Source organism: Mesobacterium pallidum, assembly GCF_019966535.1.
GTDB lineage: Bacteria > Pseudomonadota > Alphaproteobacteria > Rhodobacterales > Rhodobacteraceae > Mesobacterium > Mesobacterium pallidum.
This window is the reverse complement of the sequence record NZ_JAIMID010000005.1, coordinates 190,206-213,862: the sequence shown is the minus strand read 5'-3', so window position 1 is coordinate 213,862 and position 23,657 is coordinate 190,206. Positions and strand designations below refer to the sequence as shown.

At 68.1% G+C, this 23,657-nt stretch carries 21 protein-coding genes; 13 read left to right on the top strand and 8 right to left on the bottom strand.

Annotation, left to right across the window (positions count from 1 at the left end):
- Nucleotides 1-198: 198 nt before the first annotated feature.
- From MF270_RS09910 to MF270_RS09880, 7 genes are all read left to right on the top strand, one after another.
- Nucleotides 199-1,569 (top strand): amidohydrolase, encoded by a 1,371-nt coding sequence (locus tag MF270_RS09910; protein ID WP_238365718.1) that lies wholly within the window; start codon nt 199-201, stop codon nt 1,567-1,569.
- A 217-nt stretch (nt 1,570-1,786) separates the two neighbouring features.
- Nucleotides 1,787-2,944 (top strand): mandelate racemase/muconate lactonizing enzyme family protein, encoded by a 1,158-nt coding sequence (locus MF270_RS09905; protein ID WP_238365717.1) that lies wholly within the window; start codon nt 1,787-1,789, stop codon nt 2,942-2,944.
- Nucleotides 2,941-5,022 carry a hydantoinase/oxoprolinase family protein gene (locus MF270_RS09900; RefSeq protein ID WP_238365716.1) on the top strand — a complete coding sequence of 694 codons (2,082 nt, stop codon included), beginning with the start codon at nt 2,941-2,943 and terminating at the stop codon, nt 5,020-5,022. Before MF270_RS09905 ends, MF270_RS09900 begins: the two co-directional genes overlap by 4 nt.
- Nucleotides 5,019-6,755, top strand: a complete 1,737-nt coding sequence (locus MF270_RS09895) for a hydantoinase B/oxoprolinase family protein (protein ID WP_238365715.1) — start codon at nt 5,019-5,021, stop codon at nt 6,753-6,755. Before MF270_RS09900 ends, MF270_RS09895 begins: the two co-directional genes overlap by 4 nt.
- 15 nt (nt 6,756-6,770) lie before the next feature.
- The gene (locus MF270_RS09890; protein ID WP_238365714.1) at nt 6,771-7,949 is read left to right on the top strand and encodes a cytochrome P450; all 1,179 of its coding nucleotides are present in this window, start codon (nt 6,771-6,773) and stop codon (nt 7,947-7,949) included.
- 11 nt (nt 7,950-7,960) lie between these two features.
- Complete coding sequence (locus MF270_RS09885) at nt 7,961-8,710, top strand: SDR family NAD(P)-dependent oxidoreductase (protein ID WP_238365713.1); 750 nt, start codon at nt 7,961-7,963, stop codon at nt 8,708-8,710.
- Between the two features lie 2 nt (nt 8,711-8,712).
- Complete coding sequence (locus MF270_RS09880; RefSeq protein WP_238365712.1) at nt 8,713-10,191, top strand: gamma-glutamyltransferase; 1,479 nt, start codon at nt 8,713-8,715, stop codon at nt 10,189-10,191.
- Nucleotides 10,192-10,194: 3 nt separating this feature from the next.
- Here MF270_RS09880 and MF270_RS09875 read toward each other — a convergent pair whose 3' ends face one another.
- On the bottom strand, nt 10,195-10,974 hold the full coding sequence (locus MF270_RS09875) for an N-acyl homoserine lactonase family protein (RefSeq protein ID WP_238365711.1): 780 nt from the start codon (nt 10,972-10,974) through the stop codon (nt 10,195-10,197).
- 139 nt (nt 10,975-11,113) lie between these two features.
- Here MF270_RS09875 and MF270_RS09870 point away from each other — a divergent pair, with 139 nt between their 5' ends.
- The 5 genes from MF270_RS09870 to MF270_RS09850 all read left to right on the top strand — a co-directional run bounded on the left by MF270_RS09870 (nt 11,114) and on the right by MF270_RS09850 (nt 15,416).
- Nucleotides 11,114-12,112 carry a LacI family DNA-binding transcriptional regulator gene (locus MF270_RS09870; RefSeq protein ID WP_238365710.1) on the top strand — a complete coding sequence of 333 codons (999 nt, stop codon included), beginning with the start codon at nt 11,114-11,116 and terminating at the stop codon, nt 12,110-12,112.
- A gap of 78 nt (nt 12,113-12,190) precedes the next feature.
- Nucleotides 12,191-12,982 carry a 3-methyl-2-oxobutanoate hydroxymethyltransferase gene (locus MF270_RS09865; RefSeq protein ID WP_238365709.1) on the top strand — a complete coding sequence of 264 codons (792 nt, stop codon included), beginning with the start codon at nt 12,191-12,193 and terminating at the stop codon, nt 12,980-12,982.
- An 11-nt stretch (nt 12,983-12,993) separates the two neighbouring features.
- On the top strand, nt 12,994-14,019 hold the full coding sequence (locus MF270_RS09860; protein ID WP_238365708.1) for a sterol desaturase family protein: 1,026 nt from the start codon (nt 12,994-12,996) through the stop codon (nt 14,017-14,019).
- 55 nt (nt 14,020-14,074) lie between these two features.
- Complete coding sequence (locus MF270_RS09855; protein ID WP_238365707.1) at nt 14,075-14,383, top strand: MocE family 2Fe-2S type ferredoxin; 309 nt, start codon at nt 14,075-14,077, stop codon at nt 14,381-14,383.
- 88 nt (nt 14,384-14,471) lie between these two features.
- Entirely contained in the window at nt 14,472-15,416 is a 945-nt protein-coding gene (locus tag MF270_RS09850) for a substrate-binding domain-containing protein (protein ID WP_238365706.1), read from the top strand.
- A gap of 391 nt (nt 15,417-15,807) precedes the next feature.
- Here the strand turns inward: MF270_RS09850 and MF270_RS09845 are convergent, their stop codons facing one another.
- Both MF270_RS09845 and MF270_RS09840 read right to left on the bottom strand, forming a co-directional pair.
- Entirely contained in the window at nt 15,808-16,842 is a 1,035-nt protein-coding gene (locus tag MF270_RS09845; RefSeq protein ID WP_238365705.1) for an LLM class flavin-dependent oxidoreductase, read from the bottom strand.
- 3 nt (nt 16,843-16,845) lie between these two features.
- The gene (locus MF270_RS09840) at nt 16,846-17,340 is read right to left on the bottom strand and encodes a flavin reductase family protein (RefSeq protein WP_238365704.1); all 495 of its coding nucleotides are present in this window, start codon (nt 17,338-17,340) and stop codon (nt 16,846-16,848) included.
- A gap of 236 nt (nt 17,341-17,576) precedes the next feature.
- Here MF270_RS09840 and MF270_RS09835 point away from each other — a divergent pair, with 236 nt between their 5' ends.
- Nucleotides 17,577-18,422 carry a LysR family transcriptional regulator gene (locus MF270_RS09835; RefSeq protein WP_238365703.1) on the top strand — a complete coding sequence of 282 codons (846 nt, stop codon included), beginning with the start codon at nt 17,577-17,579 and terminating at the stop codon, nt 18,420-18,422.
- Between the two features lie 43 nt (nt 18,423-18,465).
- On the opposite strand, the gene MF270_RS09830 is transcribed toward MF270_RS09835, so the two are convergent.
- The 5 genes from MF270_RS09830 to MF270_RS09810 form a co-directional block, all read right to left on the bottom strand.
- Nucleotides 18,466-19,617, bottom strand: coding sequence for an iron-containing alcohol dehydrogenase (locus MF270_RS09830; protein ID WP_238365702.1), 1,152 nt, complete (start codon nt 19,615-19,617; stop codon nt 18,466-18,468).
- Nucleotide 19,618: 1 nt separating this feature from the next.
- Nucleotides 19,619-20,350, bottom strand: a complete 732-nt coding sequence (locus tag MF270_RS09825; protein WP_238365785.1) for an amino acid ABC transporter ATP-binding protein — start codon at nt 20,348-20,350, stop codon at nt 19,619-19,621.
- Nucleotides 20,351-20,368: 18 nt separating this feature from the next.
- On the bottom strand, nt 20,369-21,064 hold the full coding sequence (locus MF270_RS09820) for an amino acid ABC transporter permease (protein WP_238365701.1): 696 nt from the start codon (nt 21,062-21,064) through the stop codon (nt 20,369-20,371).
- A gap of 94 nt (nt 21,065-21,158) precedes the next feature.
- Complete coding sequence (locus tag MF270_RS09815) at nt 21,159-21,992, bottom strand: transporter substrate-binding domain-containing protein (protein WP_238365700.1); 834 nt, start codon at nt 21,990-21,992, stop codon at nt 21,159-21,161.
- Nucleotides 21,993-22,112: 120 nt separating this feature from the next.
- Complete coding sequence (locus MF270_RS09810) at nt 22,113-23,579, bottom strand: aldehyde dehydrogenase (RefSeq protein ID WP_238365699.1); 1,467 nt, start codon at nt 23,577-23,579, stop codon at nt 22,113-22,115.
- Between the last annotated feature and the right edge of the window lie 78 nt (nt 23,580-23,657).

The window sequence follows — 23,657 nt, the reverse complement described above, 5'->3', positions numbered from 1 at the left end:
CCCTTCTGTTCGTATAGAAAACTTATGTGCACATTAGGAACACGCCTTGCGGAAGCGCAAGGCCGAAAATAAGGTGAAAGTGCGGCGGATGGCCTTGGATCGAGGGTTTCGGTCGGCTGAAGATGCGAAAAATCAACAGGTTGATGGATCATGATGCAAGAGACGACAGACCGGGGCGCCTGCGCGGAATTTGCACATGTGCCACTTTCGTCAGCAGATCGTCAGGTTATCTTTGACGCCGTCGCCGATTTCGGTCCGCAGATGTCGGCCCTGGCCCGGCGGATCTGGGCCGCGCCCGAGCTGGCGTTCCACGAGGTGCGAACCTCGGCCGACATGTGCGCCGTGCTCGAGGCCGAAGGGTTCGACGTCACGCGCGGCGTGGCCGGTCTGCCCACGGCCTTCGTCGCCACGCGGGGCAGCGGCCCGGCCATCGGTCTGCTGGCGGAAATGGACGCGCTTCCTGGCTTCTCGCAGGATGCCGCGCCCCGGCGCAGCCCGATTCCCGGTCAGGACACCGGCCATGCCTGCGGTCATCACTTGTTCGGCAGCGCCGCCATCGGCGCGGGGGTGGCGCTGGCCCAATGGCTGGATCAGACCGGCACGCCGGGGCAGGTCCGGGTCTACGGCACCCCGGCGGAAGAGGGCGGCGCGGGCAAGGTCTACATGGCGCGGGCCGGCCTCTTCGACGACCTGGCGCTGGCGCTGCATTGGCATCCCGACGACCACAACAGGGTCTGGCAAAGCGCCTCGCTTGCCTCGATCGGGGCGCGGGTGATGTTCCACGGTCGCACGTCGCATGCGGCGCAGGCCCCGCACGAGGGCCGCTCGGCCCTGCACGGGGTCGAGGCCTTTCACCACATGGCCGCGCTGATGCGCGAGGTGGTGCCGCAGGGCACTTATATTCATTATGTCATGCGGCAGGGCGGGCTGGCGCCCAACGTGATTCCCGATCTGGCGGAAAGCCATGTGGGCATCCGCCACCCCGATCCGCGTGTCGCGCAGGAGGTCTTTGACCGCCTCGCCCGCGCCGCCGAGGGTGCGGCGCTGGGCACCGGCACAAGGGCCGAGGTGACGCGCACCGGCGGCGTCTACCCGATCCTGCCCAACGACATGGTGGGCCGGGTGATGCTGGCGAACATGGCGCTCGCGCCCGCGATCGAATGGGACGAGGCCGACCGCGCCTATGCCGCCGAGATGCAGCAGAGCATGGACGCGCCGCCGCCGCTGGACGGAATCGACCGGCTGGGGCCGTATAATTTCGGCACGCAGGGGGCGTTCTCGACCGATGTAGGCGATGTGAGCTGGCTGGTGCCTTGCGGCGCGCTGGGCACGGTGACCTGGGTGCCGGGCACCCGGCCTCATACCTGGCAGGCCGTGGCCGCCGGGGCCACGCCGATTGCCGACAAGGGCATGGTGCTGGCCGCGCAGGGGCTTGCTGCGACGGCGGCGAATTTCCTGGCCGCGCCCGAGTTGCTGGCCCGCGCCCGGACCGAGCTCGAGGCCGCTCGCGGCCCCGGATTCACCTATCGCCCGCTGCTGGGCGATGCGCCGCCGCCGATTCCCGCCTGAGCCACACCCGTATCCACGCCCCCGTTCCCCGCCCCAAACCGGAGCGCGGAAAAAGCAGGCACTCGGCCTGTTTTCAGATTGAACAAAAGTTCTTTATGAAAACATTTTCTGGACGACGCCCGAATCCTTTGCCAAAACCATCCCTAGAAACCGCTGACCGGACGACAGCGCCGACAAGCCCACCGGTCAGCCCGTTGCCAAGAACAGGACCCCGCCCATGAAGATCACCGCACTCGACGCCTTTCCGATCCGGCTCCCGGCCCGGCGGGACTTCAAATGGGCCGGCCTGCGCGAGAATCTCGGTGGATTCGTCGTCGTCCGGCTCGAGACCGAGGACGGTATCGTCGGTTGGGGCGAAGCGACGCCGCTGCCCGATTGGGGCGGCGCGGCCGGGCGGCGGGGTGGCGAGACGCAGGCCACCGTGCTGACCATGATCCGCGACGTGCTGGCGCCGGTGGTCATTGGGCTTGACGTGTCGCAGACCACGCAGGCGCGGCTGGCGATGGACCGCGCCGCCATCGGCAACAGCTACGCCAAGGTCGCCATCGACATCGCGCTGCATGACGCCTGGGGCAAGACCCTGGGCCAGCCGATCCACCGGCTCCTCGGCGGGCAGGTGCGCGACCGCGTGGCCTGGGCCCACATGGTCGGGCTGATGTCCGAGACAGAGGCGCTGGACGAGGCGCTGGGCGCCGTGGCTGACGGCTGCACCGCGCTGCAGATCAAGGGCGGGCTGGACGTGGACCGCGACGTGCGCCTGATCGCCGCGATCCGCAGCGAAGCGCCGGACGTGTTCCTGCGGCTTGACGCCAACCAGGGCTACCGCGCTGCCCGCGCCGGGATCGACGCCATGCGCCGCCTGCGCGACGCCGGGGCGGACGCCTGCGAACAGCCCGTGGCCGACATGCGGTCGATGGCGGCGGTGACGCAATCCGGCGCGCTGCCGGTGATCGCGGATGAAAGCTGCTGGGACGCGGTCGACGCGATGGACCTTGTCGCGCATGGCGCGGCGGACTGGTTCTCGATCTACCTGGCCAAGGCGGGCGGCTTTGTCGGCGCGAGCAAGGTGGCGGCCATCGCCGAGACGATGAACATCCGCTGCGACGTCAACGGCTCGATCGAAAGCGCCATCGGCACGGCGGCGAACGTGCAGTTCTCGCTGGCCATGCCCGCAGTGTCGTTGCCCGGCGTCTACCCGGTCAGCGCGCCGGCCGGGCAGCATCCCTGCAAGATCGCCGGCCATTACTACACCGACGACATCCTGACCGAACCGATGGCGGTCGAGGCGGGGCATATCCTGTCGCTCGACGCACCGGGGCTGGGGATCGAGATCGACGAGGCCAGGCTGGCCCGCTACCGGCAGGACCTCGCATGACCGGCTATCGCATCGCCGCCGACATCGGCGGAACCTTCACCGACCTCGCCTGCCTTGCGCCCGACGGGCGGCTGAGCACGCGCAAGGTGCCCTCGACCCCCGAGGATTACGCCACCGCCATCGTCGAGGCGACGGCCGAGCTGGCCGCCACCGAGGGCGCGGGCGGGCTGCGCTTCGACGAGGTGCTGCATGCCTCGACCGTGGCCACCAACGCGATCCTCGAATCCAAGGGCGCGCGCACGGCGCTGATCACCACGCGCGGCTTTCGCGACGTGCTCGAGCTGCGGCGCATCCGTGTCCCGCGCCTCTACGAGCCGCTCTATGAAAAGCCCGCGCCCCTGGTGCCGCGCCGTCGCCGCTATGAGCTGACCGAGCGGATTGATGCCCGCGGCAACGTGCTGGTCCCGCTGGACGCGGATGAACTCGAGACGCTGATCGACACCATCGCCGGCGCCGAGGTGGACGCGGTGGCCGTCTGCTTCCTGCACGCCCACGTCAACCCTGCGCACGAAGCGCAGGTGGCCGAGCGGCTGCGCGCCCGGCTGCCCGGCGCCTTCATCTCGGTCTCATCCGAAGTGCTGCCCGAGATCCGCGAATACGAGCGCACCTCGACCACCGTGGCCAATGCCTATATCGGGCCGGTCGTGGCGCGCTACCTGCGGTCCCTGTCGGACCGGCTGCGGGCGGCGGGGCAGGACGGGCCGCTCAAGATGATGCAATCTTCAGGCGGGGTGCAGCAGATCGAGACGATCATCGCCAAGCCCGCCACCGTGGTCGAAAGCGGCCCGGCCGCCGGCGTCGTCGGCGCGGCGCGGATGGGCGCGCTGGCAGGCTACGGCGACATCATCACCTTTGACATGGGCGGCACCACCGCCAAGGCCGCGATGATCGAGGGCGGCCGCATCTCCTCGACCAGCGAATACGAGGTCGGGGGCGGCATCTCCCTGTCCTCGCAGCTGGTCAAGGGCGGCGGCTACGCGCTGAAACTGCCGGTGATCGACGTGTCCGAGGTCGGCGCGGGCGGCGGGTCCATCGTGCGCATCGACGCCGCCGGCGCGCTGCGCGTCGGGCCGGACAGCGCCGGGTCGGTGCCGGGGCCGCTGTGCTACGGCAAGGGCGGGACCGAGCCGACCGTGACCGATGCCAACGTGGTGCTGGGTTATCTCAACCCGACCAGCCTTGCCGGCGGCACGGTCCCGGTGGATGCCGAGGCTGCGCGCCGCGCCTTTGCCGAAGACATCGCGCCGCATCTTGGCGCCGATGTCCATGCGGCGGCGTATGGCGTGCACCAGCTGGCCAACGTCACCATGATGCGCGCGGTCAAGGCCGTGTCGACCTATCGCGGGCGCGATCCGCGCGACTTCACCTTGTTCTGCTTTGGCGGCAATGGCGGGGTGCATGGCGCGATGATCGCGCGCGAGCTCGAGATGTCCCGCGTGGTCGTCCCGCCCGCCGCCGGGGTCTATTCCGCCGTGGGCCTGCTGTGGGCCGATGCCGAGGCGAGCCGGTCCCGTGCCTTCCTCGCGCCGCTGGACGGCGCCAGCCTGACACGCGCCGAGGTGGCGCTGGCCGCGATGGAAGACGAGGTGCGCGCCGAACTGGACGACCCCAAGGCCAGCTACCATTGGAGCGCGGATCTGCGTTACGCGGGCCAGGCCTTCGAGCTGGCGGTGGACCTGCCGCGCGGCACCGCGCTGGCCGAGGGGCTGGGAGCGATCCGCGCCGCCTTCGAGTCCGAGCATCTGCGCACCTACGGCCACCTGCTGGACGACAAGCGGGTGCAGATTGTCACGCTGCGGGTGCGGGGCGCGATTGCCGCGCCGGTGCCGGGCAGCATGACGCTGGCCGCGCGCAGCCCGGCCGCGCCGGGCCAGACGCGCCCGGTGTGGTTCGGCGATGCTCATGGCCTGTGCGACACGCCGGTCATCGGGCGCGGCGAACTGACGGACAGCCCCCGCCAGGGCCCCGCCATCGTCGAGGAATACGAAGGCACCACCGTCGTGCCGCCCGAGGCCACGGTGCGCCGCGACCAGTTCGACAATATCGTCATCGACTTTGCCCAGGAGGGCCGGACATGACCCAGCGTATCGACCCGATCCTCCTCGAGGTGCTGAAGAACGGCTTCGAGGCCATCGCCGACGAAATGGCGCTGATCCTGATGCGCACGGCGCATTCGTCGATCGTGCGGGACGCGATGGATTACTCCACCGCGCTGTGCAACGACCGGGGTGAGATCATCGCGCAGGGCGTCACCACGCCGATGCACCTCGGCAGTTTCCACGACGCGATGCTGTTCCTGATCGACCATTTCGCGGGTCGCATCCGGCCGGGCGATGTCTTTGTCGGCAACGATCCCTACCTGATCAAGGGCCAGCACCTGCCCGATATCTACGTGATCGAGCCGATTTTCGACGCGGACGCGCGCCTGTGCGCCTGGGCCACCACCATCGCGCATCACGCGGATGTGGGCGGGCTGGTGCCCGGCTCGAACTCCATCGGTGCGACCGAGATCCACCAGGAGGGGCTGCGCCTGCCGTTCCTCAAGCTGGTCGAGAACGGGGTCGAGAACGACACGCTGATGCAGGTGGTCGCTGCCAACGTACGGGTCCCGGACCAGGTGCTGGGCGATCTGCGCGCGCAGATGGCCGCGGCCCGCGCCGGCCGGATGGGGTTCGAGGCGCTGCTGGCGCGCCACGGCAGCGACAAGCTGGCCGCCTATGGCGATGCGCTTCAGGATCAGGCCGAAAAGATGAGCCGCGCCGCGATTGCCGAGATCCCCGACGGCACCTACCATTTCATCGACCATATCGACGGGCTGGGCGCTAATCCGCAGCCGATCCCGCTCGAGTTGACGCTGACCGTCGCGGAGACCGAGATCACCGCCGACTGGACGGGCACCAGCGCCCAGGTCAGGGGCGGGATCAACGCGCCGCTGTCCTTTGCCAAGTCCAATGTCTATGCCGCGCTGCGCTCGATCATGCCGGCGGATGTGCCGAACTGCCACGGCTACACCCGGCCGATCACCGTGACCGCGCCCGAAGGCACGCTGGTCAACTGCACCTATCCCGCCCCCTGCGGGGCGCGCGGGATCACCGGCTACCGCATCATCGACTGCGTCTTCGGCGCGCTGGCCGAGGCGCTGCCGGACCGCGTGACCGCCGACACGACCGGCGGCTCGTCGCTGCCGAGCTTTGGCGGGCAGCATGGCGGGGCGCCCTTCGTCTTTTCCGAATGCGTCATGGGCGTCTGGGGCGCGACCTCGCGGCATGACGGGCAATCGGGCGTGCCGCACATGGGCTCGAACCAGGCCAACGTGCCGATCGAGATGATCGAGGCCGACTACCCGCTGCGCATCGAATCCTACGGCTTCGTGCCCGACACCGGCGGGCCCGGCGAATATCGCGGCGGCGTGTCGATCCGGCGCAGCTGGCGGGCGCTGGCCGATGACACCTACTTTGGCATCCGCTCGGACAAGGCCGATTTTCCGCCCCATGGCCTGTTCGGCGGCGGGTCGGGCCAGCCTGCGCAGACGCAGATCCTGTCGGATGGCGCGGCGCGCCCGGTGCCGATGCTGGCGACCCTGCCCGAAACCCTGTCTGCCGGGAGCCTTGTCGATCACCGCATGGCCGGGGGCGGCGGCTATGGCGATCCGCTGGCGCGCGACCCGGCCCGGGTGGCCGAGGACCTCGCCGATGGGCTGATCACGCCGGACCACGCCCGCACAGCCTATGGCGTCGTCGTCGCGGACCCCACCCTGGGGACCATCGACCTTGCCGCAACCGAAACGCTGCGCGCCTCCCTGCGCGCCTGAGACCAGACGAGAGCCATGACCCGCGTAACCTCCTCCCTCGATCCGTTTTCGCCCGAGTTCCGTGCCGACCCCTATGCCGCCTACGAAGAGCTGCGGGCGCTTGGCCCGGTGGTCTGGCTGGAACAACACGACATCTGGTGCGTGCACCATTACGCGACCTGCCAGAAGGTGCTGTCGGATTACGCGGTGTTCTCGAACGCCGGGGGCGGCGGGATCGGGAACTACTTCGTCGAAAAGCCCTGGCGCAAGCCGTCGATCATCCTCGAGGTCGACCCGCCCGAGCACACCCGCACCCGGTCGGTCATGAACCGCGTGCTGTCGCCCCGCGTCTTCCGCGAACTGCGCGCGGGCTTCGAAGAGGTCGCGGCCGGCATGGTGTCCGAGGCGCTGGCCAAGGGCGAGATCGACGGCGTCTGGGACCTGTCGCGGCGCTTTCCGCTCAAGGTCTTTCCCGACAGCGTGGGGGTCGAGGACGAGGGCCGCGACAACCTGCTGATCTACGGCGCCATGGTCTTTGGCGCCTTTGGCCCGGTGGGCGACTGGTACAAGTCCTTCATGGCCGAACATGCCGATGTGTCCGACTGGATCATCGCCCGCTGCCAGCGGGACCGCCTGGCGCCCGGCGGCATCGGCCAGATGATCTACGAGGCCGCCGATCGGGGCGAGATCACCGACGAAGAGGCGATGATGCTGGTGCGCACCTTCCTGTCGGCCGGGGTCGACACCACGGTGGATTCCATCGGCCTGTGCCTCAAGGCGCTGGCCGAGCGGCCCGACCAATATGCGCTGCTGCGCGCCGACCCGTCCCTGGCCCGCAACGCCTTCGAAGAGGCGACGCGCTATGACAGCTCGTCCCAGAGCATCTTCCGCACCACCCTGTGCGAGACCGAGATCGAGGGGCAGAAGATCGGCAAGCATGAAAAGGTGATGTCCTTCCTCGGCTCGGCCGGGCGCGACCCGGAGCGGTGGGAGGACCCCGACACCTTCGACATCACACGCAAGATCAAGGGGCAGATCGGCTATGGCGTCGGCATCCACGGCTGCGTCGGGCAGATGTTCGCCCGGCTCGAGGGCGAAGTGCTGATCCGCGCCGTGGCCGAACAGGTCGAGCGGCTCGAGCTGACGGGCACGCCGGAATTCCGCCTGAACCCTGGCCTGCGCGGGCTGGACAAGATGCCGATGCGGCTGCACTGAAAGGGTTTGCCATGACACGTATCCTGATCGCGGGTGGCGCAACCGGCATCGGCGCCGCCGTGGCGCTGGCCGCGCTTGAGACGGGCGGCACGGCCCTCGTGGCCGACGTGAACGCCGAGGGGCTGGAGCAGCTGGCCAGCCACGCCGCGCACCTGCCGGGGCAGCTGGACACGCTGCTGGTCGACCTCGCCACGCCCGAGGCCCCGGCCCGTGTGGCCGAGGCCGCAGCGGCGGCGATGGGCGGGGTCGATTGCCTCTTCGTCAATGCGGGGCTCATGCTGGCCGCCCGGCTGGAAGACTGGACGCCCGAGATGTGGGACCGGTCCGACGCCATCAACCTCCGCCTGCCGATGTTCCTGACGCAAGCCGTGCTGCCGCTGCTGCGCGCCTCGGACAATGCGTCCGTGGTCTATACCTCCTCGACCGGCGCGCTGCGGGGTCATGCGGGTATGCCTGCCTACCACGCCACGAAATCCGGCATCCTGGGCCTTGTCCGCGCGCTGGCGGACGAGCTGGGCCCCGAGGGCATCCGCGTCAACGCTCTGCTGCCCGGCTGGATCGACACGCCCTTCAACAACGGATTCTGGGATCACCAGGACGACGCCGCCGCCACCCGCGCCAAGATCGAGGCCGGCATCCCCATGCGCCGCCACGGCGCGGCGAACGAGGTCGCGGGGACGGTGCTTTACCTCGCCTCGCCCGCCGCGCGCTACGTCACCGGCACGCAGCTGGTGGTCGACGGCGGCTACACGGCGGTCTGACCATGTTCAACACGGGCGACCCGTTTTCCTCCTATGTGCGTCCGGTGGTCGAAGGCCGCCGGGGCACGATCTCTGCCGAACACCCGCTGGCGGCCTCGGCCGGGCTGCGGGCCTATGACCTGGGCGGCTCGGCCGTGGATGCGGCGATTGCGGCACAGGCGGTGCTGGCCGTTGTCGCGCCCGAGGCCTGCGGGCTGGGTGGCGACGTGCTGGCGCTGGTTCATGCGCCGGACGGGACGGTCACGGCGATCAACGGCACCGGCGCGTTGCCGCAGGGCCATGACGGCAGCGACATGACCGGCGCGCGGGCGATCACCGTGCCGGGGCTGGTCAGCGGCTGGGACCGGCTGCATGCCCGCTTTGGCGCGCTGCCGCTGGCCGATGTTCTGGCCCCGGCGATCCGGCTGGCGGAGGATGGCTTCCGCGTCTCGCCCGGCCTCGCGCAGGCGCTTGCCGCGCAGCGGGCGCGGCTGTCGGCGGGCGGGGCCGAAGACTGGCCTTGTTTCGACCAGCACGTGGGGGTCGAGGTGCGCCTGCCAAAGCTCGCCGCGCTGCTGCGCGCCATCGCTAGCGATGGGCCTGCCGCGTTCTACGCGGGCGAGATGGCCGAGGCGACCGCCCGCGCCGTCACCCGCTGCGGCGGCTGCCTGTCCGCGTCGGACCTCGGGGCGCATCGCGTCACAGAGACCGCGCCGAACCGCACCGATTGGGCCGGGCTGGCGTTGCATACCCAGCCGCCGATGACGCAGGGCATCCTGCTGAACATGGCGCTGGCCGCGCTGGACCGCGCACAGCCCGCGCCGGGCCTCGCGGCAGACCATGCGGGTGTCGAGCTGACCGAGGCGGTCTTTGCCTTCCGCGCCCGCGCGGGCGAAGGCATGGCGCTTATGGAGGAGCCGCTCGATTTCGCCCCGACTCGCGCCGCGAACCGGGGCGGGCCGCGTGCCTACCTGCACACGGCGGGCGTCGCGGCGGCGGATGCGGATGGGATTGTGATCTCGTCGCTGGTCAGCGTCTTCGACGATTTCGGCGCGGCGGTGCATGTGCCCGAAGGGTCGTTCATGCTGAACAACCGCGGCGCAGGTTTCGGCGAGGCGCCCAACGACGCCGCCCCGGGCAAGCACCCGGTGCACACGCTGGCCCCCGCCTTGCTGACCGGGCCGGACGGCGCCGTCTGGGCCGCCGCCACCCCCGGCGCGGACGGGCAGATCCAGACCCTGCTGCAAGTGCTGAGCAAGGCGCAAGGCGGCACCGACCTCGCGCAGGCCGTCGCCGCGCCGCGCTGGCGGTCCGAGAACGGCGAGTTGCTGATCGAGGAGGGACACCCCTCGGCCACCACGCTCGCCGCACTTGGCCACCGCATCCGCACGCTGCCCGCCGGCGATCTGCGCTTTGGCGGCGTGGTCATGGCGGGCGTGCAGGGCGGCCGCCCGCTGGCGCTGGCCGACTGGCGGCGCCAGACCACCGCCGGGGCGGTCTGAGCCCTAATCGTAGAAGTCGGGCGCCAACCGGATCTGCTGGATCTGGTCCGGGTCATGGGTCATCAGCATCAACGCGCCGGTTTCCGCCACCAGCGCGTTGATCCGCCGGATCGAGGCCAGCGCGGCCGTGTCATCGACGCTGGCGCCCGGCAGGATCTCATGCTCGAAATTCTCGCGCAGGTCGCCCACGTCGGCGGTCAGGATCACCGGGCCGGTCCCGGGCAGATCGACCCGCAGCGACATGTGCCCAATGGTATGGCCGGGCGTCGACAGCGCCGTGAGGCCCGGCAGGATCTCGGCATCTCCGTCGATGGGTTGCCACATGATCCCCGGCAGGCGGAAATCCGACCCGAAACAGGCAAAGCTCAGCGGATCGGTCTGACCTGCCTCCAGCTCGGCCCGCTGCACGATCACCTGCGCCTGCGGCATGTGCTTGAGATGCCCGGTGTGATCGGCATGAAGATGCGACAGGATCACGGTGCCGATGTCTTCGAACCCGATGCCGATCTCGGCCAGCTGCCGGCCCAGTTCGTGATGCGGGCGCACCACCGGGGCCGGATCCCAGCCCGCATCGGTGAACATCCTGCGCTTGGCCTCGGGGTCGTTCAGGTGGCTTTCGTCCAGGGCGGTATCGAACAGCACCCAGCCCGAGGCGGTGTCGAGAAGATAGGCCGTGATCGGCACCGACAGCACGAACCGCGCGCCCAGGTCGCGGGTCGAGACCGTCTTGGGAATGATCTCGTAGCCGCAGAGCAGAACGTAGAGACGGCGGATGTCGGTCATGGCTGGGAGTCCTGGTCTGCGCCCCGATGGTCCCGGCACTCTAGGCATCTGCCGCCGGGACGCAATGCACCCGGACGCATCGGCCGGGCGGACGACGCCGGGGCTTGCCCGGGGCGGCGTGCTGCGGCTTATGTGGACCATGGCCAAGCCGACCTATACCCAGATCGCCCGCGCGGCATCCGTCGGACCCGCGACGGTGGAACGAGTCCTCAACGGGCGCGGCGGCGTGCGCGCCGAGACCGTCGAAAAGGTCCTGCTGGCCGCGCGCAAGCTGGACTGGCCGGGCCGGCTGCCGGACCGCCACCAGGGCATCATCCGCATCGAGGTGATCCTGGTACGGCCGGATTCGTCGTTCTTCGCCCGGCTCGCGGCGGCGTTCCGGCGCATCTCGGCCACGCTGGACCCGGCGGTGCAGATCCATCTGACCTTCCTCGACGAAGACGACCCGGAGGCCATCGTGCGCCGGATCGAAAACCCGAACAGCCATCGCTCGGGGCTGGTCATAGCCACGCCGGGCAGCGCGCGCATCCGGCAGGCGCTGACCCGGGCGCAGGGCGACGGTCTGCCCATCGTGCAGGTGGTCACGCGCAACATCGCAGGGTCGGATTTCGTCGGCATCGACAACCGCGCCGTGGGCCGGATGGCCGGGCGCATGGTGTCGCGCCTGAACTGGGCCGAGGGCCGGGTCATCGCCCTGTGTCACAGCCAGGTCTACCAGGTGCACCGTGACCGGATCGCCGGGTTTTCCGAGTATTTCCGGGCGAACCCGCGCGCAGGCCTGCATTTCGACCACGTGCTCTTTGGCCGGGACGAGGCCGATACCAGCGCCGCGCAGGTGGCCGAGGCGCTGCGCACATGGCCCGACATCGTCGCGCTCTACAATTGCGGCGGCGGCAACCGGGGCGTGCTGCGGGCGCTCGAGACCTCGGGCCGCGATGTCTTTTTCGTCGGCCACGAGCTGACCGAGGTGACCGAGCGCGCCCTGGCCCGTGGCACGGCCGATGTCATCTTTGACCAGTTGCCCGAGGCGCAGGCGCGGCGGGCAACGGACCTGCTGCTCCACAAGATCGGGCTGACCGCCGAAGCACTGGACAATCCGCCGATCCGGTTCACCACCCTCACCGCTGACGCGCTTTGATCTGATCGCATCAACGGCGGACGGGATTTCCCGTCGTCGCCGGAATACCCTGTCCTTGCCAAGAGGGAGGTCCGGGCCATGCCGAGCAAATTGTCGCTTCACGCGCTTCTGTCCCGAAAGGGACAGCAGACATGGCTTCAGATGCATGTGGACTCGGCGGCCGAGGCCGCTGCCTGTGCCGAGGCCGGGATCCACGTCCTGTCCTGCGAGCCGGATCACACGCTCGGGCCGATCCGCGCGGCCGCGCCCGGCGCCTTCATCTCGGCCGGCATGCCGCACGGGTCCGTCGCCTCGGCCGACGAGGCGGTGCGGGCAGGTTTCCGCATCCTCGAACGGGGCGCGGACGCGGTCTATTGCTCGCACTCGCCCCGGTTCATCGAAGCCATGGCCCGCGAGGGCATCCCGGTCACCGGCCATGTGGGCCTGGTGCCGAACCTGGCCGCCTGGACCGGCTTTCGCGCCATCGGCAAGACGGCGGACGAGGCGCTGAGCGTCCTGCGCAAGGTCAAGGACCTGGAGAACGCGGGCGCGGCCTGTGTCGAGGTCGAGGTGGTCCCGGTCGAACTGGCCGATCACATCACCCGAAGTACATCCATGGTCACCATGGGCATGGGCTGCGGCGACGCCTGCGACACGCAATACCTGTTTTCCTGCGATGTGCTGGGCAGCCATACCGGCCATTACCCGAGGCACGCGAAACGCTACGCGGACCTGGCCGCGCGCGAGGCCGAGACCCAGGCGCTGCGCGTCGCGGCCTTCCGCGCCTTTGCCAGCGATGTCGAAACCGGCGGCTACCCGCAGCCCGGCCACGCGGTGCGGATGGACCCCGCCGCATTCGACGCGTTCAAAACCCGCGCCCAGGCGCTTTGAAGGAGGCCAGCATGGACGATCTGAAATTCGGCACCCGCGACAAGCGCGGCAACTGGGCCCCGACCAAGCCGGCCGGCACCGCGCCGCTGTTCGTCTGGCCGCCGCAGCCGCGCAAGCTGCTGGCCTGGCTGCCGCATTACATCTTTCCCTACAACATGCTGTTCTTCCTGTCGGCGCTGGCCTGGTGGCACTGGATCGTGCCGCCGACCGAGGTGATGCAGACGTTCGCCTGGGGTTGGGTGCTGCGGCTGCTGGCCGTCAACGCCGTCGCGGTCTTCCTTTGGTACGGCGCGTTCGAGTTGCAGCTTTATGTCCGCCGGACGCAGGACAACCGCTTCAAGTACAACGGCAAGTTCCCGGCCGAGCAGCCGTCGGACGTGTTCTGGTTCCGCAGCCAGAACCTCGACAACATCCTGCGCAGCTTCCTGTCGGGCGTGCCGATCTGGACCGCGACGCAGGTGATCGTGCTTTGGGCCTATGCCAATGGCTACGCGGCCTGGCTCGGCTGGGCCGACAACTGGCTCTGGCTGGCGGTGCTGACGCTGCTGGTGCCGGTGATCCACGAATTCCACTTCTTCTGCATCCACCGGCTGATCCACACGCCCTGGCTCTACAAGCATGTCCATTCGGTGCACCACAACTCGGTCAACCCGTCGCCCTGGTCGTCGCTGTCGATGCATCCGGTGGAACATGCGCTCTACTTCGCGACCATGTTCTATCACCTGGTCCTGCCGTCGAACCCGATCATTGCGCTGTACCAGCTGCACCTTGCGGGCTTTGGCGCGGTGCCCGGCCATGTGGGGTTCGACAAGGTCGAGATCACGGACGAGACCGCGATCGAGAGCCACGCCTATATCCACTACCTGCACCACAAGTATTTCGAGGTGAACTACGGCGACGGGCTGATCCCGATCGACAGGTGGCTGGGCACCTTCCACGACGGCTCGAAGGATGCGGACGAACGCATGAAGGCTCGTTACCGCGCCAAGAAGGAGCGGCTGGCCGCCCGTAAAACCGCCGCGCGCCCCGCAGAATAGCCCGCTGCCCCACGATTGACCCCGCGTCGTTTCGACGAACAAGAAAGCTGTGCCCATGACCTGGATAAACGCCTGTGCAACCGAGGATATCGCGCCCGAGGACGTGATCCGCTTTGACCACGAGGGACGAACCTACGTCGTGATCCGAGACCACGAGGACGCCTTTTACTGCACCGACGGGCTGTGCACCCACGAGGACGTGCATCTTTGCGACGGCATGGTGGTCGAGGCGACCATCGAATGCCCCAAGCATTCGTCGATCTTCGACTGCCGCACCGGCGAGGTCGAGACGCCCCCGGCCTGCGAGAACCTGCGGACCTATCCGACGCGGGTCGCGGGCGGCCGGGTCGAGATCGACCTGTGATCCGCGCCGGCGCCAAGGACACGCGCCCGCTACCTTTCCGGCACGAGACATCCGAGTGGGCCGGCACTCGTCAAGGGAGGACCAAACCATGAAGACTTTCACATTGGCCGCAGGACTTGCCGCGCTTGTGTCGACCTCGGCCCTGGCCGAAACCATCGGCGTGAGCATGGTCAGCTTCGACGACAACTTCCAGACCCTGCTGCGTACCGGGCTCGAGGCGCGGGCCGGCAGCCTCGATGGCGTGGACATCCAGATCGAGGACGCGCAATACGACGTGGGCAAGCAGCTGGACCAGGTGAACAACTTCATCGCCTCGGGCGTCGACGCGATCATCCTGACCATCGTCGATTCCTCCTCGGCCGAGGCGATCTCGAACGCCGCGTCCTCGGCCGGCGTGCCGCTGGTCTACATCAACATCGAGCCGGGCAATGCCGATGCGCTGCCCGCGGGCCAGGCTTTCGTCGGCTCGAACGAGATCGAATCCGGCACGATGGGCGCCTACGAGGCCTGCCTGCAACTGCGCGCGGCGGGCAAGTCGAACGGTGCCAAGGGGTACATCCTGGCCGGCAATTTCATCCACCAGGCCGCCGTGCAACGCACCAAGGACGTGCATGACGTGCTGGGCATGGACATGTGCCGCTTTATCGAGGTCGCCGGCGAGGAAGAGGGCAAGTGGTCGCGCGATACCGCGCAGAACATCATGACCAACTGGCTTTCGACCGGCGAGGCCGTGGATGTCGTCTTTGCCAACAACGACGAAATGGCCATCGGTGCCATCCAGGCGCTGAAGGCCGTGAACTACGACATGGCCGACGTGGTCGTCGTCGGCGTGGATGCGACGCAGGACGCTTTGGCCTCGATGATGTCCGGCGACCTGGACGCGACGGTGTTCCAGAACGCCAAGGCGCAGGGGGCGGGCGGCCTTGACACCGCGCTGAAACTGGCGCGGGGCGAGGATGTGCCGGGCCGGGTCTACATTCCCTTCGAACTGGTCACGCCGGCGAACATCGACCAGTACATGACGAATAACTGAGGTGCCGCTGCGGCCAGGCGGCGGCGCGCATGTCGGCCGCCTGGCCTGCGCCCGCTGACCCGGACCTCTGCGAGGCGCCGATGCCACCGGCCCGTCCCGCATGCGTCGCGGGGGCTGTGGCGGCATTGCCAACTGAACAGCCCTCACCTGCCTTGTTTCCCCGCGGCGACTTTACCAGGCGGTCATGTCGAGCGCATGACTCTGCCGCAGGTCAAAGGCGTCAGAGCTTGCACGGCGGTCAGAGACGGCGGAGTCGCGGCAGCGTCATCCGTCGACTTGCGTCGCTTGGTCGGAAACACCTGATCCTGCGCTCTGCCCTTGGTCGCCCGGAACACGGCCGCGCCTTCGGCGGTGCGAGGGACAATTGGCAGCGCGGGCCAGGCCGCGCCCCTCAGGCGAAGGCGGGCATCACCTCGTCGATGAACCGCGACAGGGACTCGCGCTTTCGCGCATGGGTCATGCCCGTGTCGATCCAGAAGGCGTATTCGTCAAAGCCCATGTCTTCGTAGTGCTTGATCCGGTCGATCACCTGCCGGCTGGTGCCGATGGTCAGGTCGCGCATGAGGTTGTCGGGCGACATCGTGCTGTTGCCCGCAATCTCCGCCTCGCTCAGCGGCGCGATCATGCCGTTGTGCACCGGGCGCTTGTTCCCGAACCAGGCCCCGAAATAACAATAGTAGCGCGAAATCTCATGCGCGGCCCGCACCACGTCGTCCTGATCCCGCCCGACATAGGTGTGGTGAAGCAACATGATCCTCGATCGTTGACCCGGGTGGGCGGCGCGGGCCGCATCAAAGCGGGCCTTCAGCCCGGCAATCTCTTCGATCCCCTGCCATAGCGGCGTGACCTGGATGTCAAAGCCATTGGCGACGCCGAAGTCGTGGCTGTTGGCATCGCGCGCCGCGATCCAGATCGGCGGACCATCGGGCTGCACGGCCTTCGGTACGGCGGTCGTGGCGGGAAAGCTGTAGAACTCACCCGAATGGGCGCAATCCCCCGTCCACAGCTGCCGCAGCAGGGGCGCTACCTCGCGCAGGCGCTGGCCGGCCTGCCAGGCATCCATGCCCGGCATCATCCGCTCGTATTCATAGCTGTAGGCCCCACGCGCGAGGCCCAGTTCCAGCCGACCGCCGGTCATCAGGTCGGTCGCGGCCGCTTCGCCGGCCAGCCGGATCGGATGCCAGAACGGCGCGATGACCGTGCCCGTGCCCAGCCGCACCTGTTTCGTGTGATGTGCCAGGTCGATCAAGGTCAGGAAGGGGTTCGGCGCGATGGTGAATTCCATCCCGTGATGTTCGCCCGTCCAGATCGCGTGCATGCCGCCCGTATCGGCCAGTTTGCACAGGTCGATGAAGTCCTGGTACAGCAGATCATGGGGTTGGTCCGGCGTCAGCCGCTCCATATGCGCAAAGAGCGAGAATTTCATGCCTCAGATCCTTCCGGGCAAAGCGTTGCTTTGGAAATAGCGGCCATGGGCAAAGCCCAGAGCGGGCATCCGGCCATCGGTCATGTCCATGATCTTTCCGATCAGGACGCAATGATCGCCGGCCGGGATCGCCTGCGCGGTCTGGCAGGAGAACGTCGCCGCGGCGCCCGACAGGATCGGGACACCGTTGAGGTCGGTTCGATGCGCCACACCGGCGAACCGGTCGCCGGGACAGGTGGCGAAGTGGATCGAAAGATCCTCCTGGTCCCCGGCCAGCGCGCTGACGGCAAAATGGCGGCAGATGACGAAGGCGTCGAAGCTAGACAGGCGGCGCCCCGGGCAGACCAGCAGCATTGGCGGATCAAGCGACACGGAGCTGAACGAATTGGCGGTGAAGCCAAGCGGCGCGCCATCGGCGGCACGCGTCGTGACGACCGTCACGCCGGTCGGCAAGCGGCCAAGCGCCTGTCGCAGGGCGCGGGGGTCCAAACGGATCATGTTCATTCCTGCAGCAAAAGGGTTCGGGTCCGCCGTCGTGTAATGGCGTCGGTCTCCGGCGTGGGTAACCGGACGGCGTCCAGTATCTGAACGCATCAGCCATAAGTGTTGATTCTCAAGTCGCCCCGGTTGGGCCGGCGCATATCTTTCGCAATTATTGGGTAAGCGGCCCCGTCGACTTTGACAAACGACGAAAAATGACCCTAAGGCATTAGTCAAAGTTATGGATTGTCCGCATGTCCCGTTCCCTTCCTCCGCTCAACTGGTTCCGCGCGTTCGAAGCCTCGGCCCGGCACCTGAATTTCACCGCGGCCGCCGACGAGATCGGCATGACGCAATCGGCGGTGAGCCAGCAGATAAAGTCGCTTGAAACGCGGCTTGGCGTGCCGCTGTTCCTGCGCAAGGCGCGGGGGTTGGCGCTGACGGACCACGGGCGCAAGCTTCTGCCGCAGGTCGGCGTGGCGCTCGAGACGCTGCAAACGGCAAGCCTGTCCTTTGATGCCGGCCGGGATGTCGAGTTGCTGACGGTGGCAAGCTCGGTCAGCGTCGCGCAATGGGTGATCGCCCCGCATCTGCCTGCGTTCACGGCCGCGCACCCCGAGATCCGCCTGCGGTTCGCCAGCGCCATCTGGCCGGACGATTTCCAGTCGGTGCTGGCGGATGTGGAGTTGCGTTTCGGCTCGAACAGGCAGGCCGGCCGGGACGCCGAACCGCTGGAGCCCAGCGACCTCATCGCCTTGACCTCGCCTGCGCTCAGGGGGCGGCTGGAGGATCTGCCTCTGATCGAATCCGTCGGCACCTCGGTCGGCTGGGCGGCCTTCGGCGCGGGGCAGGGGCTCCGGGACCTGACCCCCAGCCTTTACGTCGATTCCTACGGCATGGCGTTGCAACTGGCGGTCAACGGCAACGGCGTCGCGCTGGTCAGCGCCCTGCTGGGCCGCGATGCCCTGCAATCGGGCCAACTGGTCCGCGCCCACCCCGGATCCATCACGCCGCGCGAAGGCTACCACCTGCTGATACGCAACCCATCGCCCGCGGCGCAGGCGTTCCGGGACTGGCTGATCGACGCACTGGGCCCGTGAAACGATGATCGGCCCGACGGCGCAGCGCCGTCGGACCATTGGCTCAGGCGGACATGCTCTCGTCGAGGAACCTGTGGTACAGCTCGGCCACCTCGCCTTCATCAGCCACCCGCAGGTTGTTCGCGGGCGTGCCCGAGGCCACCGATTGCCGCGCCATTTCCGGGATGGCCGCGCGGAAGGTCTCGGCCGCGATCCCGAGGCTGCGCAGGTCCGGCACTTCGAGGCGGCTGTTCAGGCCCTTCAACGCCGCGACCAGCGCCTCGGGGCTGTCGGCCAGTCCCATCGCCCTGGCCGCGCGCGCATAGGCCTCGGGCGCGGCTTCGGCGGACCATTCGGTGACCAACGGCATCAGCATGGCGTTGGACATGCCGTGCGGGACGTGGAAGGCGGCGCCGATGGGGCGGCTCATGCCGTGGATCAGCGCGGTCGATGTATGCGACACGGCCATGCCTGCCAGGCTGGCGCCGAACAGCATGTCGCTGCGCGCCGCCAGGTTGCCGGGATCGCGCGCGGCCCGCTCGAGGCTGCCGCCGATCAGGCGCATGGCCTGGGTCGCAAGCCCGTCCGAATAGGGGCTGGCATTGCGGTTCACCAAGGCTTCCAGCGCATGTGACAACGCGTCGAGCCCGCTGTCCACAGTCACGCGGTAGGGGCAACTGAGCGTCAGCTCGACATCCAGCAGCGCCACAGCGGGGAGCAGCGCCGAACCGAGCACCAGCAGCTTTTCATGGGTGGCCGCATCGGTGATCACGGCGGCGCGCGTCACCTCTGACCCCGTGCCGGCCGTGGTGGGGATGCACAGGACCGGCAGGGCCGGCAGATCGACGATCCGCGGCACCGAGTAATCGCGCAGGCTGCCCGGATGGCGGCTGAGCAGGGCCACCACCTTGGCAACGTCCATCGCGCTGCCGCCGCCGATGCCCAGGACGCAATCGGCGCCCGCGGCGCGGGCCATCTCGACCGCGGCCAGTGCCTCCGTGTCGGTGGGATTGGGCGAGAAGGCCGAGAAGATCGCGGCGCTCAGGCCAGCGGCCGCAAGCCCGTCCAGCGCCGGGCCGGCAAGGCCCAGCTTGTGGACCACGGGATCGACCACCACCAGCGGCTTGCTGGCCCCGAGCGCGGCAAGGATGCTGCCCGCCTCGGTGCTGATGCCGGGGGCCATGCGGATGTCGCCGGGTGTCAGGATTCGCAGCATGTCAATGCGCCAGGATCTTGGACAGGAATTCGACCGCACGCTGGCTTTTCGGCGCGGCAAAGAAATCGTCGGTCGGGGTGTCCTCGACCACCTCGCCGCCATCCATGAAGACCACGCGGTCCGCGACCTTGCGGGCAAAGCCCATCTCGTGGGTCACGACGAGCATGGTCATGCCCTCCTTGGCCAACCCGACCATGACGTCGAGCACCTCGGTGATCATCTCGGGATCAAGTGCCGATGTCGGTTCGTCGAACAGCAGGGCGACAGGGTCCATCGCCAGCGCCCGTGCGATGGCGATCCGCTGCTGCTGGCCGCCCGACAGCTGGATCGGGTATTTCCGGGCATGGGCCGTCATCCCGACCCGCTCGAGCAGGGCGGCGGCCTTGGCCTCGGCCTCTGCCCGGCTGCGGCCCAGCACCTTGGTCTGGCCGATGCAGATGTTTTCGGTCACCGTCATGTGGGGGAACAGGTCGAAGTGCTGGAACACCATCCCCACATGCGACCGCAGCTTGGGCAGGTCGGCCCTGGCGCCGGTCACCTCCATGTCCTTGACGGTGATGCGGCCGCCCTGCACGGGTTCAAGCCCGTTGACGCATTTGATCAGGGTCGACTTGCCCGAGCCGGAGGGGCCGCAGACCACCACGACCTCTCCGGGCGAGACGGACAGGGAGCAGGATTGCAGCACCTGGAAGGACTTGCCGTACCACTTGTCGACATCTTCGAGCACGATCATTGGTTTCATGGTCATTCCTCAGCGTTGTTCGGCCGTGTCGGCCTTGATGTCGTAGCCGCGGCCAAAATGCCGTTCGATCCGCCGCTGGACGAGGTCCCAGGCGGTCGTCATCAGCAGGTAGTACAGCGCGGCCACGACGAAGAGCTCGAGCACCATGAACTTTTCCTGGATTAGCACCTGGGTGCGGCGCAGCAGCTCTTCCATCGAGATGATCGACGCGATCGAGGTGGTCTTGAGGCAGCCGTTCACCGAGTTGCCCAGCGGCGGGATGATGATCCGCGCGGCCTGTGGCGCCACGATGTAGCGCATCATCTGCACGTCGGTCATGCCGACGGCGCGGGCGGCGTTGCTTTGCCCCTTCGGAACCGAGCTGATGCCCGACCGGATGATTTCAGACAGGTAGGCGGCCTCGTTCATCACCAGGCCGATCAGCGTGGCTTCGAGCACGCTGAACTTGATGCCAAGTTGCGGCAGGCCGGTATAGATGATGATCAGCTGGACCAGCAGCGGCGTCCCCCGGATCAGCCAGGTGTAGAAATAGGCGATCTTGTTGAGAATCCGGAACGGACTCATCCGCAGCAGCGCCACGAAGCAGCCCGCGACCAGGCCGAGGCTCATGGCCGCGATGGTCAGACCCAGCGTCACGGCTGCGCCTTCAAGAATGTATGTATTGGTCAGGTACTCGAAGAACCCGTCCCAGTTCCAACCTTTCACGATGGTCTCCTCGTGAGCTTGTTGCGCCGTTCCGCGCCGGAGAGAGCTGGCGCCGCGAGGGTCGCGGCGCCGATTGATGTGTCGCCTGGGGCGATCAGAGACCGGGGCCTTTCAGCGCGATGCTTCCGTCGCCCGCCTGGCCCACGCCGTAGCGCGCCATCAGCTCGGGCAGCCAGCCGTCCGCGTTCATCTCCTGCATGACCTTCGTCACCGGCTCGGCAATGTCGGTGCTGCCGAAGGCGAGCGAACCGGGCGTGGCGTAGAGGCCGGCCAGCGCATGGGCGAATTCGCCGCTTTCGCTGTACAGCTTGGCGACCGGGTCGATCGACACCGCGGCCTCGACCTGGCCGGCGCGGAGTGCCTGGTAGACCGTGGCGTAATTGTCGAACAGCGCGATATCGATGGTCTCGAGGCCCTTCTCTTCGAACTCCTTGTTGAGTTGGCGCATCTTGGCCTCGGCATAGCCGCCAATGTCGGTGCTGACGCGCTTGCCGGACAGGTCTTCGATGGTCTTGATCGACTCGTCGCCCATGGCGGTCGAGATCGAGATGGCGAGGTTCTCGTAGGGGATCATGTACATGATCTCGAGCCGTGCGGGCGTGACGAAGAGACCGGCGTCGATCAGGTCCCAGCGGCCGCCCTGCAGGCCGGGCACCATGGTGGCATATTCGGTCGAGATGAAGTCGGGTTCGAGGCAGAGACGCTTGGCGACTTCGACCCCAAGTTCGATGCGCAGGCCTTTCAGGGTACCGTCGGATTCGGCATAGGCCATCGGCGGCAGGGTCGGGCTGACCGCCATGGTCAGCTTGCCGTCTTCGGTCAGCAGCGCGGCGTCGATCGTGGTTTCGCAGTCCTGGGCCTGGGCCGCGGCGGCCAGGCCAACGCAGGCGGAAAGGGCTAGGGCGATAAGGCGGGGTGTCGGTTTCATGGTGTATCCTGTTGGGTAGAAAGCTGGTTGGTTTCTTGGGGACTCAGCCGGGTTGGGTCAGAGGAAGAGTTTTCCTGTCAGTAAACTCCTTTTCACTGAAGTTGCGTGTATGGGAAAGGGTCACCGCATGATGAACGGGTCCGGGATCGGCGCGTCGCTGGTGCGGAGCCAGACGGTCTTGATACGCGTGTAGTCGAGCGCGGCGGCAAGGCCGCCTTCGCGGCCATGGCCCGACAGGCCGTGCCCGCCAAAGGGGGCCATGGGGCTGACGGCGCGGTAGGTGTTCACCCAGACCACGCCGGCGCGGATGCCGCGGATCATCCGGTGCGCCCGGGTCAGGTCGCGGGTGAAGACCCCCGAGGCCAGCCCGTAGGCGGTGTCATTGGCCAGCGCCAGCGCCTCGGTTTCGGTGTCGAAGCCCTGCGCCGACAGGACGGGGGCAAAGAATTCCTCGGTCAGGCAGGCGGCCGTCGGGGCCTCCGTGCAATCAAGGATGGTCGGCGGGAAATAGTGGCCATCGCCGTCGATGGCGCGGCCACCGGTCACCAGTCGCGCGCCCTGCGTGACCGACAGCTCGCAGAGCCGCACGGCGGTGTCGCGTTGCCGCGCGGTGCAGAGCGGGCCGACCTCGGTCGCCATGTCGGCGGGGCTGCCGATGACGATCTGCTCGGCCTTGTCCCGCAGCCGCCCGAGAAACGTCTCTCGGATGGAATTCTGCACCAGCAGGCGCGAGCCGGCGACACAGCTTTGGCCCGTGGCCGCGAAGATGCCCGAGACCTGCGCATTGACCGCGCTGTCGATATCGGCGTCCTCGAAGACGATGAATGGCGATTTGCCACCCAGCTCCAGCGAGGTGGAGGCGAGGTTCTCGGCCGAGTTGCGCACGATCTGCCGGCCCGCAGTCGGGCCGCCGGTAAAGGCGACATGGTCAACCTCGGGATGGCGCGTCAGCACGGCGCCGCACTCCGGGCCGAAGCCGGTGATGACGTTCAGCACGCCGGGCGGAAAGCCGGCCTGGTCGAAGATCCGGGCAAATTCCAGCATCGGGGCCGGACCGTCCTCGGACGCCTTCAGGACCACCGTGCAGCCGGCCGCCAGCGCCGGGCCAATCTTGACCGCAGACAGGAACAGTTGCGAGTTCCACGGCACGACGGCCGCGACGACGCCGACCGGCTCGCGGCGCAGCCAGACCTCCATGTCGGGCTTGTCGATCGGCAGGTGCGCGCCCTCGATCTTGTCGGCCAGGCCCGCGTAGTAGCGATAATATTCCGCGACATAGGCAATCTGCGCGCTGGTCTCGCGGATGATCTTGCCGGTGTCGCGGGTTTCGATCTCGGCCAGCAGCCGGGCGTTCTGTTCGACGAGGTCGGCGAGGCGCAGCAGCAGCTTGCCGCGCTGGCTGGCAGTCAGCCCGGCCCACTCGGCCCCGTGAAAGGCGCGGCGGGCGGCGGCCACGGCCGCGTTCACCTCGTCGGCGCGGGCTTCGGGCATCCGCGCCCAGGGCTGGCCGGTCGCGGGATCGAGGCTTTCGAAACTTGAGGGCGCATCGTGGAACGCGCCGTCGATGTAGTGCTGGAAGGTCTGCATGTCCTTGGTCTCCTTCCCGGCGCCGCCGTGGGCGGCGCGGCGGGCACTGGGTTTGCGTCACGTCGGCCTGGGGCCATG

Bases quoted from the DNA above. Each gene is read 5' to 3' on its own strand.
- MF270_RS09885 (WP_238365713.1), top strand. From the start codon at position 7,961: ATGACACGTATCCTGATCGCGGGTGGCGCAACCGGCATCGGCGCCGCC.
- MF270_RS09815 (WP_238365700.1), bottom strand. From the start codon at position 21,992: ATGAAACCGACACCCCGCCTTATCGCCCTAGCCCTTTCCGCCTGCGTT.
- MF270_RS09835 (WP_238365703.1), top strand. From the start codon at position 17,577: ATGTCCCGTTCCCTTCCTCCGCTCAACTGGTTCCGCGCGTTCGAAGCC.
- MF270_RS09810 (WP_238365699.1), bottom strand. From the start codon at position 23,579: ATGCAGACCTTCCAGCACTACATCGACGGCGCGTTCCACGATGCGCCC.
- MF270_RS09845 (WP_238365705.1), bottom strand. From the start codon at position 16,842: ATGAAATTCTCGCTCTTTGCGCATATGGAGCGGCTGACGCCGGACCAA.
- MF270_RS09855 (WP_238365707.1), top strand. From the start codon at position 14,075: ATGACCTGGATAAACGCCTGTGCAACCGAGGATATCGCGCCCGAGGAC.
- MF270_RS09900 (WP_238365716.1), top strand. From the start codon at position 2,941: ATGACCGGCTATCGCATCGCCGCCGACATCGGCGGAACCTTCACCGAC.
- MF270_RS09890 (WP_238365714.1), top strand. From the start codon at position 6,771: ATGACCCGCGTAACCTCCTCCCTCGATCCGTTTTCGCCCGAGTTCCGT.
- MF270_RS09875 (WP_238365711.1), bottom strand. From the start codon at position 10,974: ATGACCGACATCCGCCGTCTCTACGTTCTGCTCTGCGGCTACGAGATC.
- MF270_RS09860 (WP_238365708.1), top strand. From the start codon at position 12,994: ATGGACGATCTGAAATTCGGCACCCGCGACAAGCGCGGCAACTGGGCC.
- MF270_RS09825 (WP_238365785.1), bottom strand. From the start codon at position 20,350: ATGATCGTGCTCGAAGATGTCGACAAGTGGTACGGCAAGTCCTTCCAG.
- MF270_RS09850 (WP_238365706.1), top strand. From the start codon at position 14,472: ATGAAGACTTTCACATTGGCCGCAGGACTTGCCGCGCTTGTGTCGACC.
- MF270_RS09905 (WP_238365717.1), top strand. From the start codon at position 1,787: ATGAAGATCACCGCACTCGACGCCTTTCCGATCCGGCTCCCGGCCCGG.
- MF270_RS09880 (WP_238365712.1), top strand. From the start codon at position 8,713: ATGTTCAACACGGGCGACCCGTTTTCCTCCTATGTGCGTCCGGTGGTC.
- MF270_RS09870 (WP_238365710.1), top strand. From the start codon at position 11,114: ATGGCCAAGCCGACCTATACCCAGATCGCCCGCGCGGCATCCGTCGGA.
- MF270_RS09840 (WP_238365704.1), bottom strand. From the start codon at position 17,340: ATGATCCGTTTGGACCCCCGCGCCCTGCGACAGGCGCTTGGCCGCTTG.
- MF270_RS09865 (WP_238365709.1), top strand. From the start codon at position 12,191: ATGCCGAGCAAATTGTCGCTTCACGCGCTTCTGTCCCGAAAGGGACAG.
- MF270_RS09895 (WP_238365715.1), top strand. From the start codon at position 5,019: ATGACCCAGCGTATCGACCCGATCCTCCTCGAGGTGCTGAAGAACGGC.
- MF270_RS09830 (WP_238365702.1), bottom strand. From the start codon at position 19,617: ATGCTGCGAATCCTGACACCCGGCGACATCCGCATGGCCCCCGGCATC.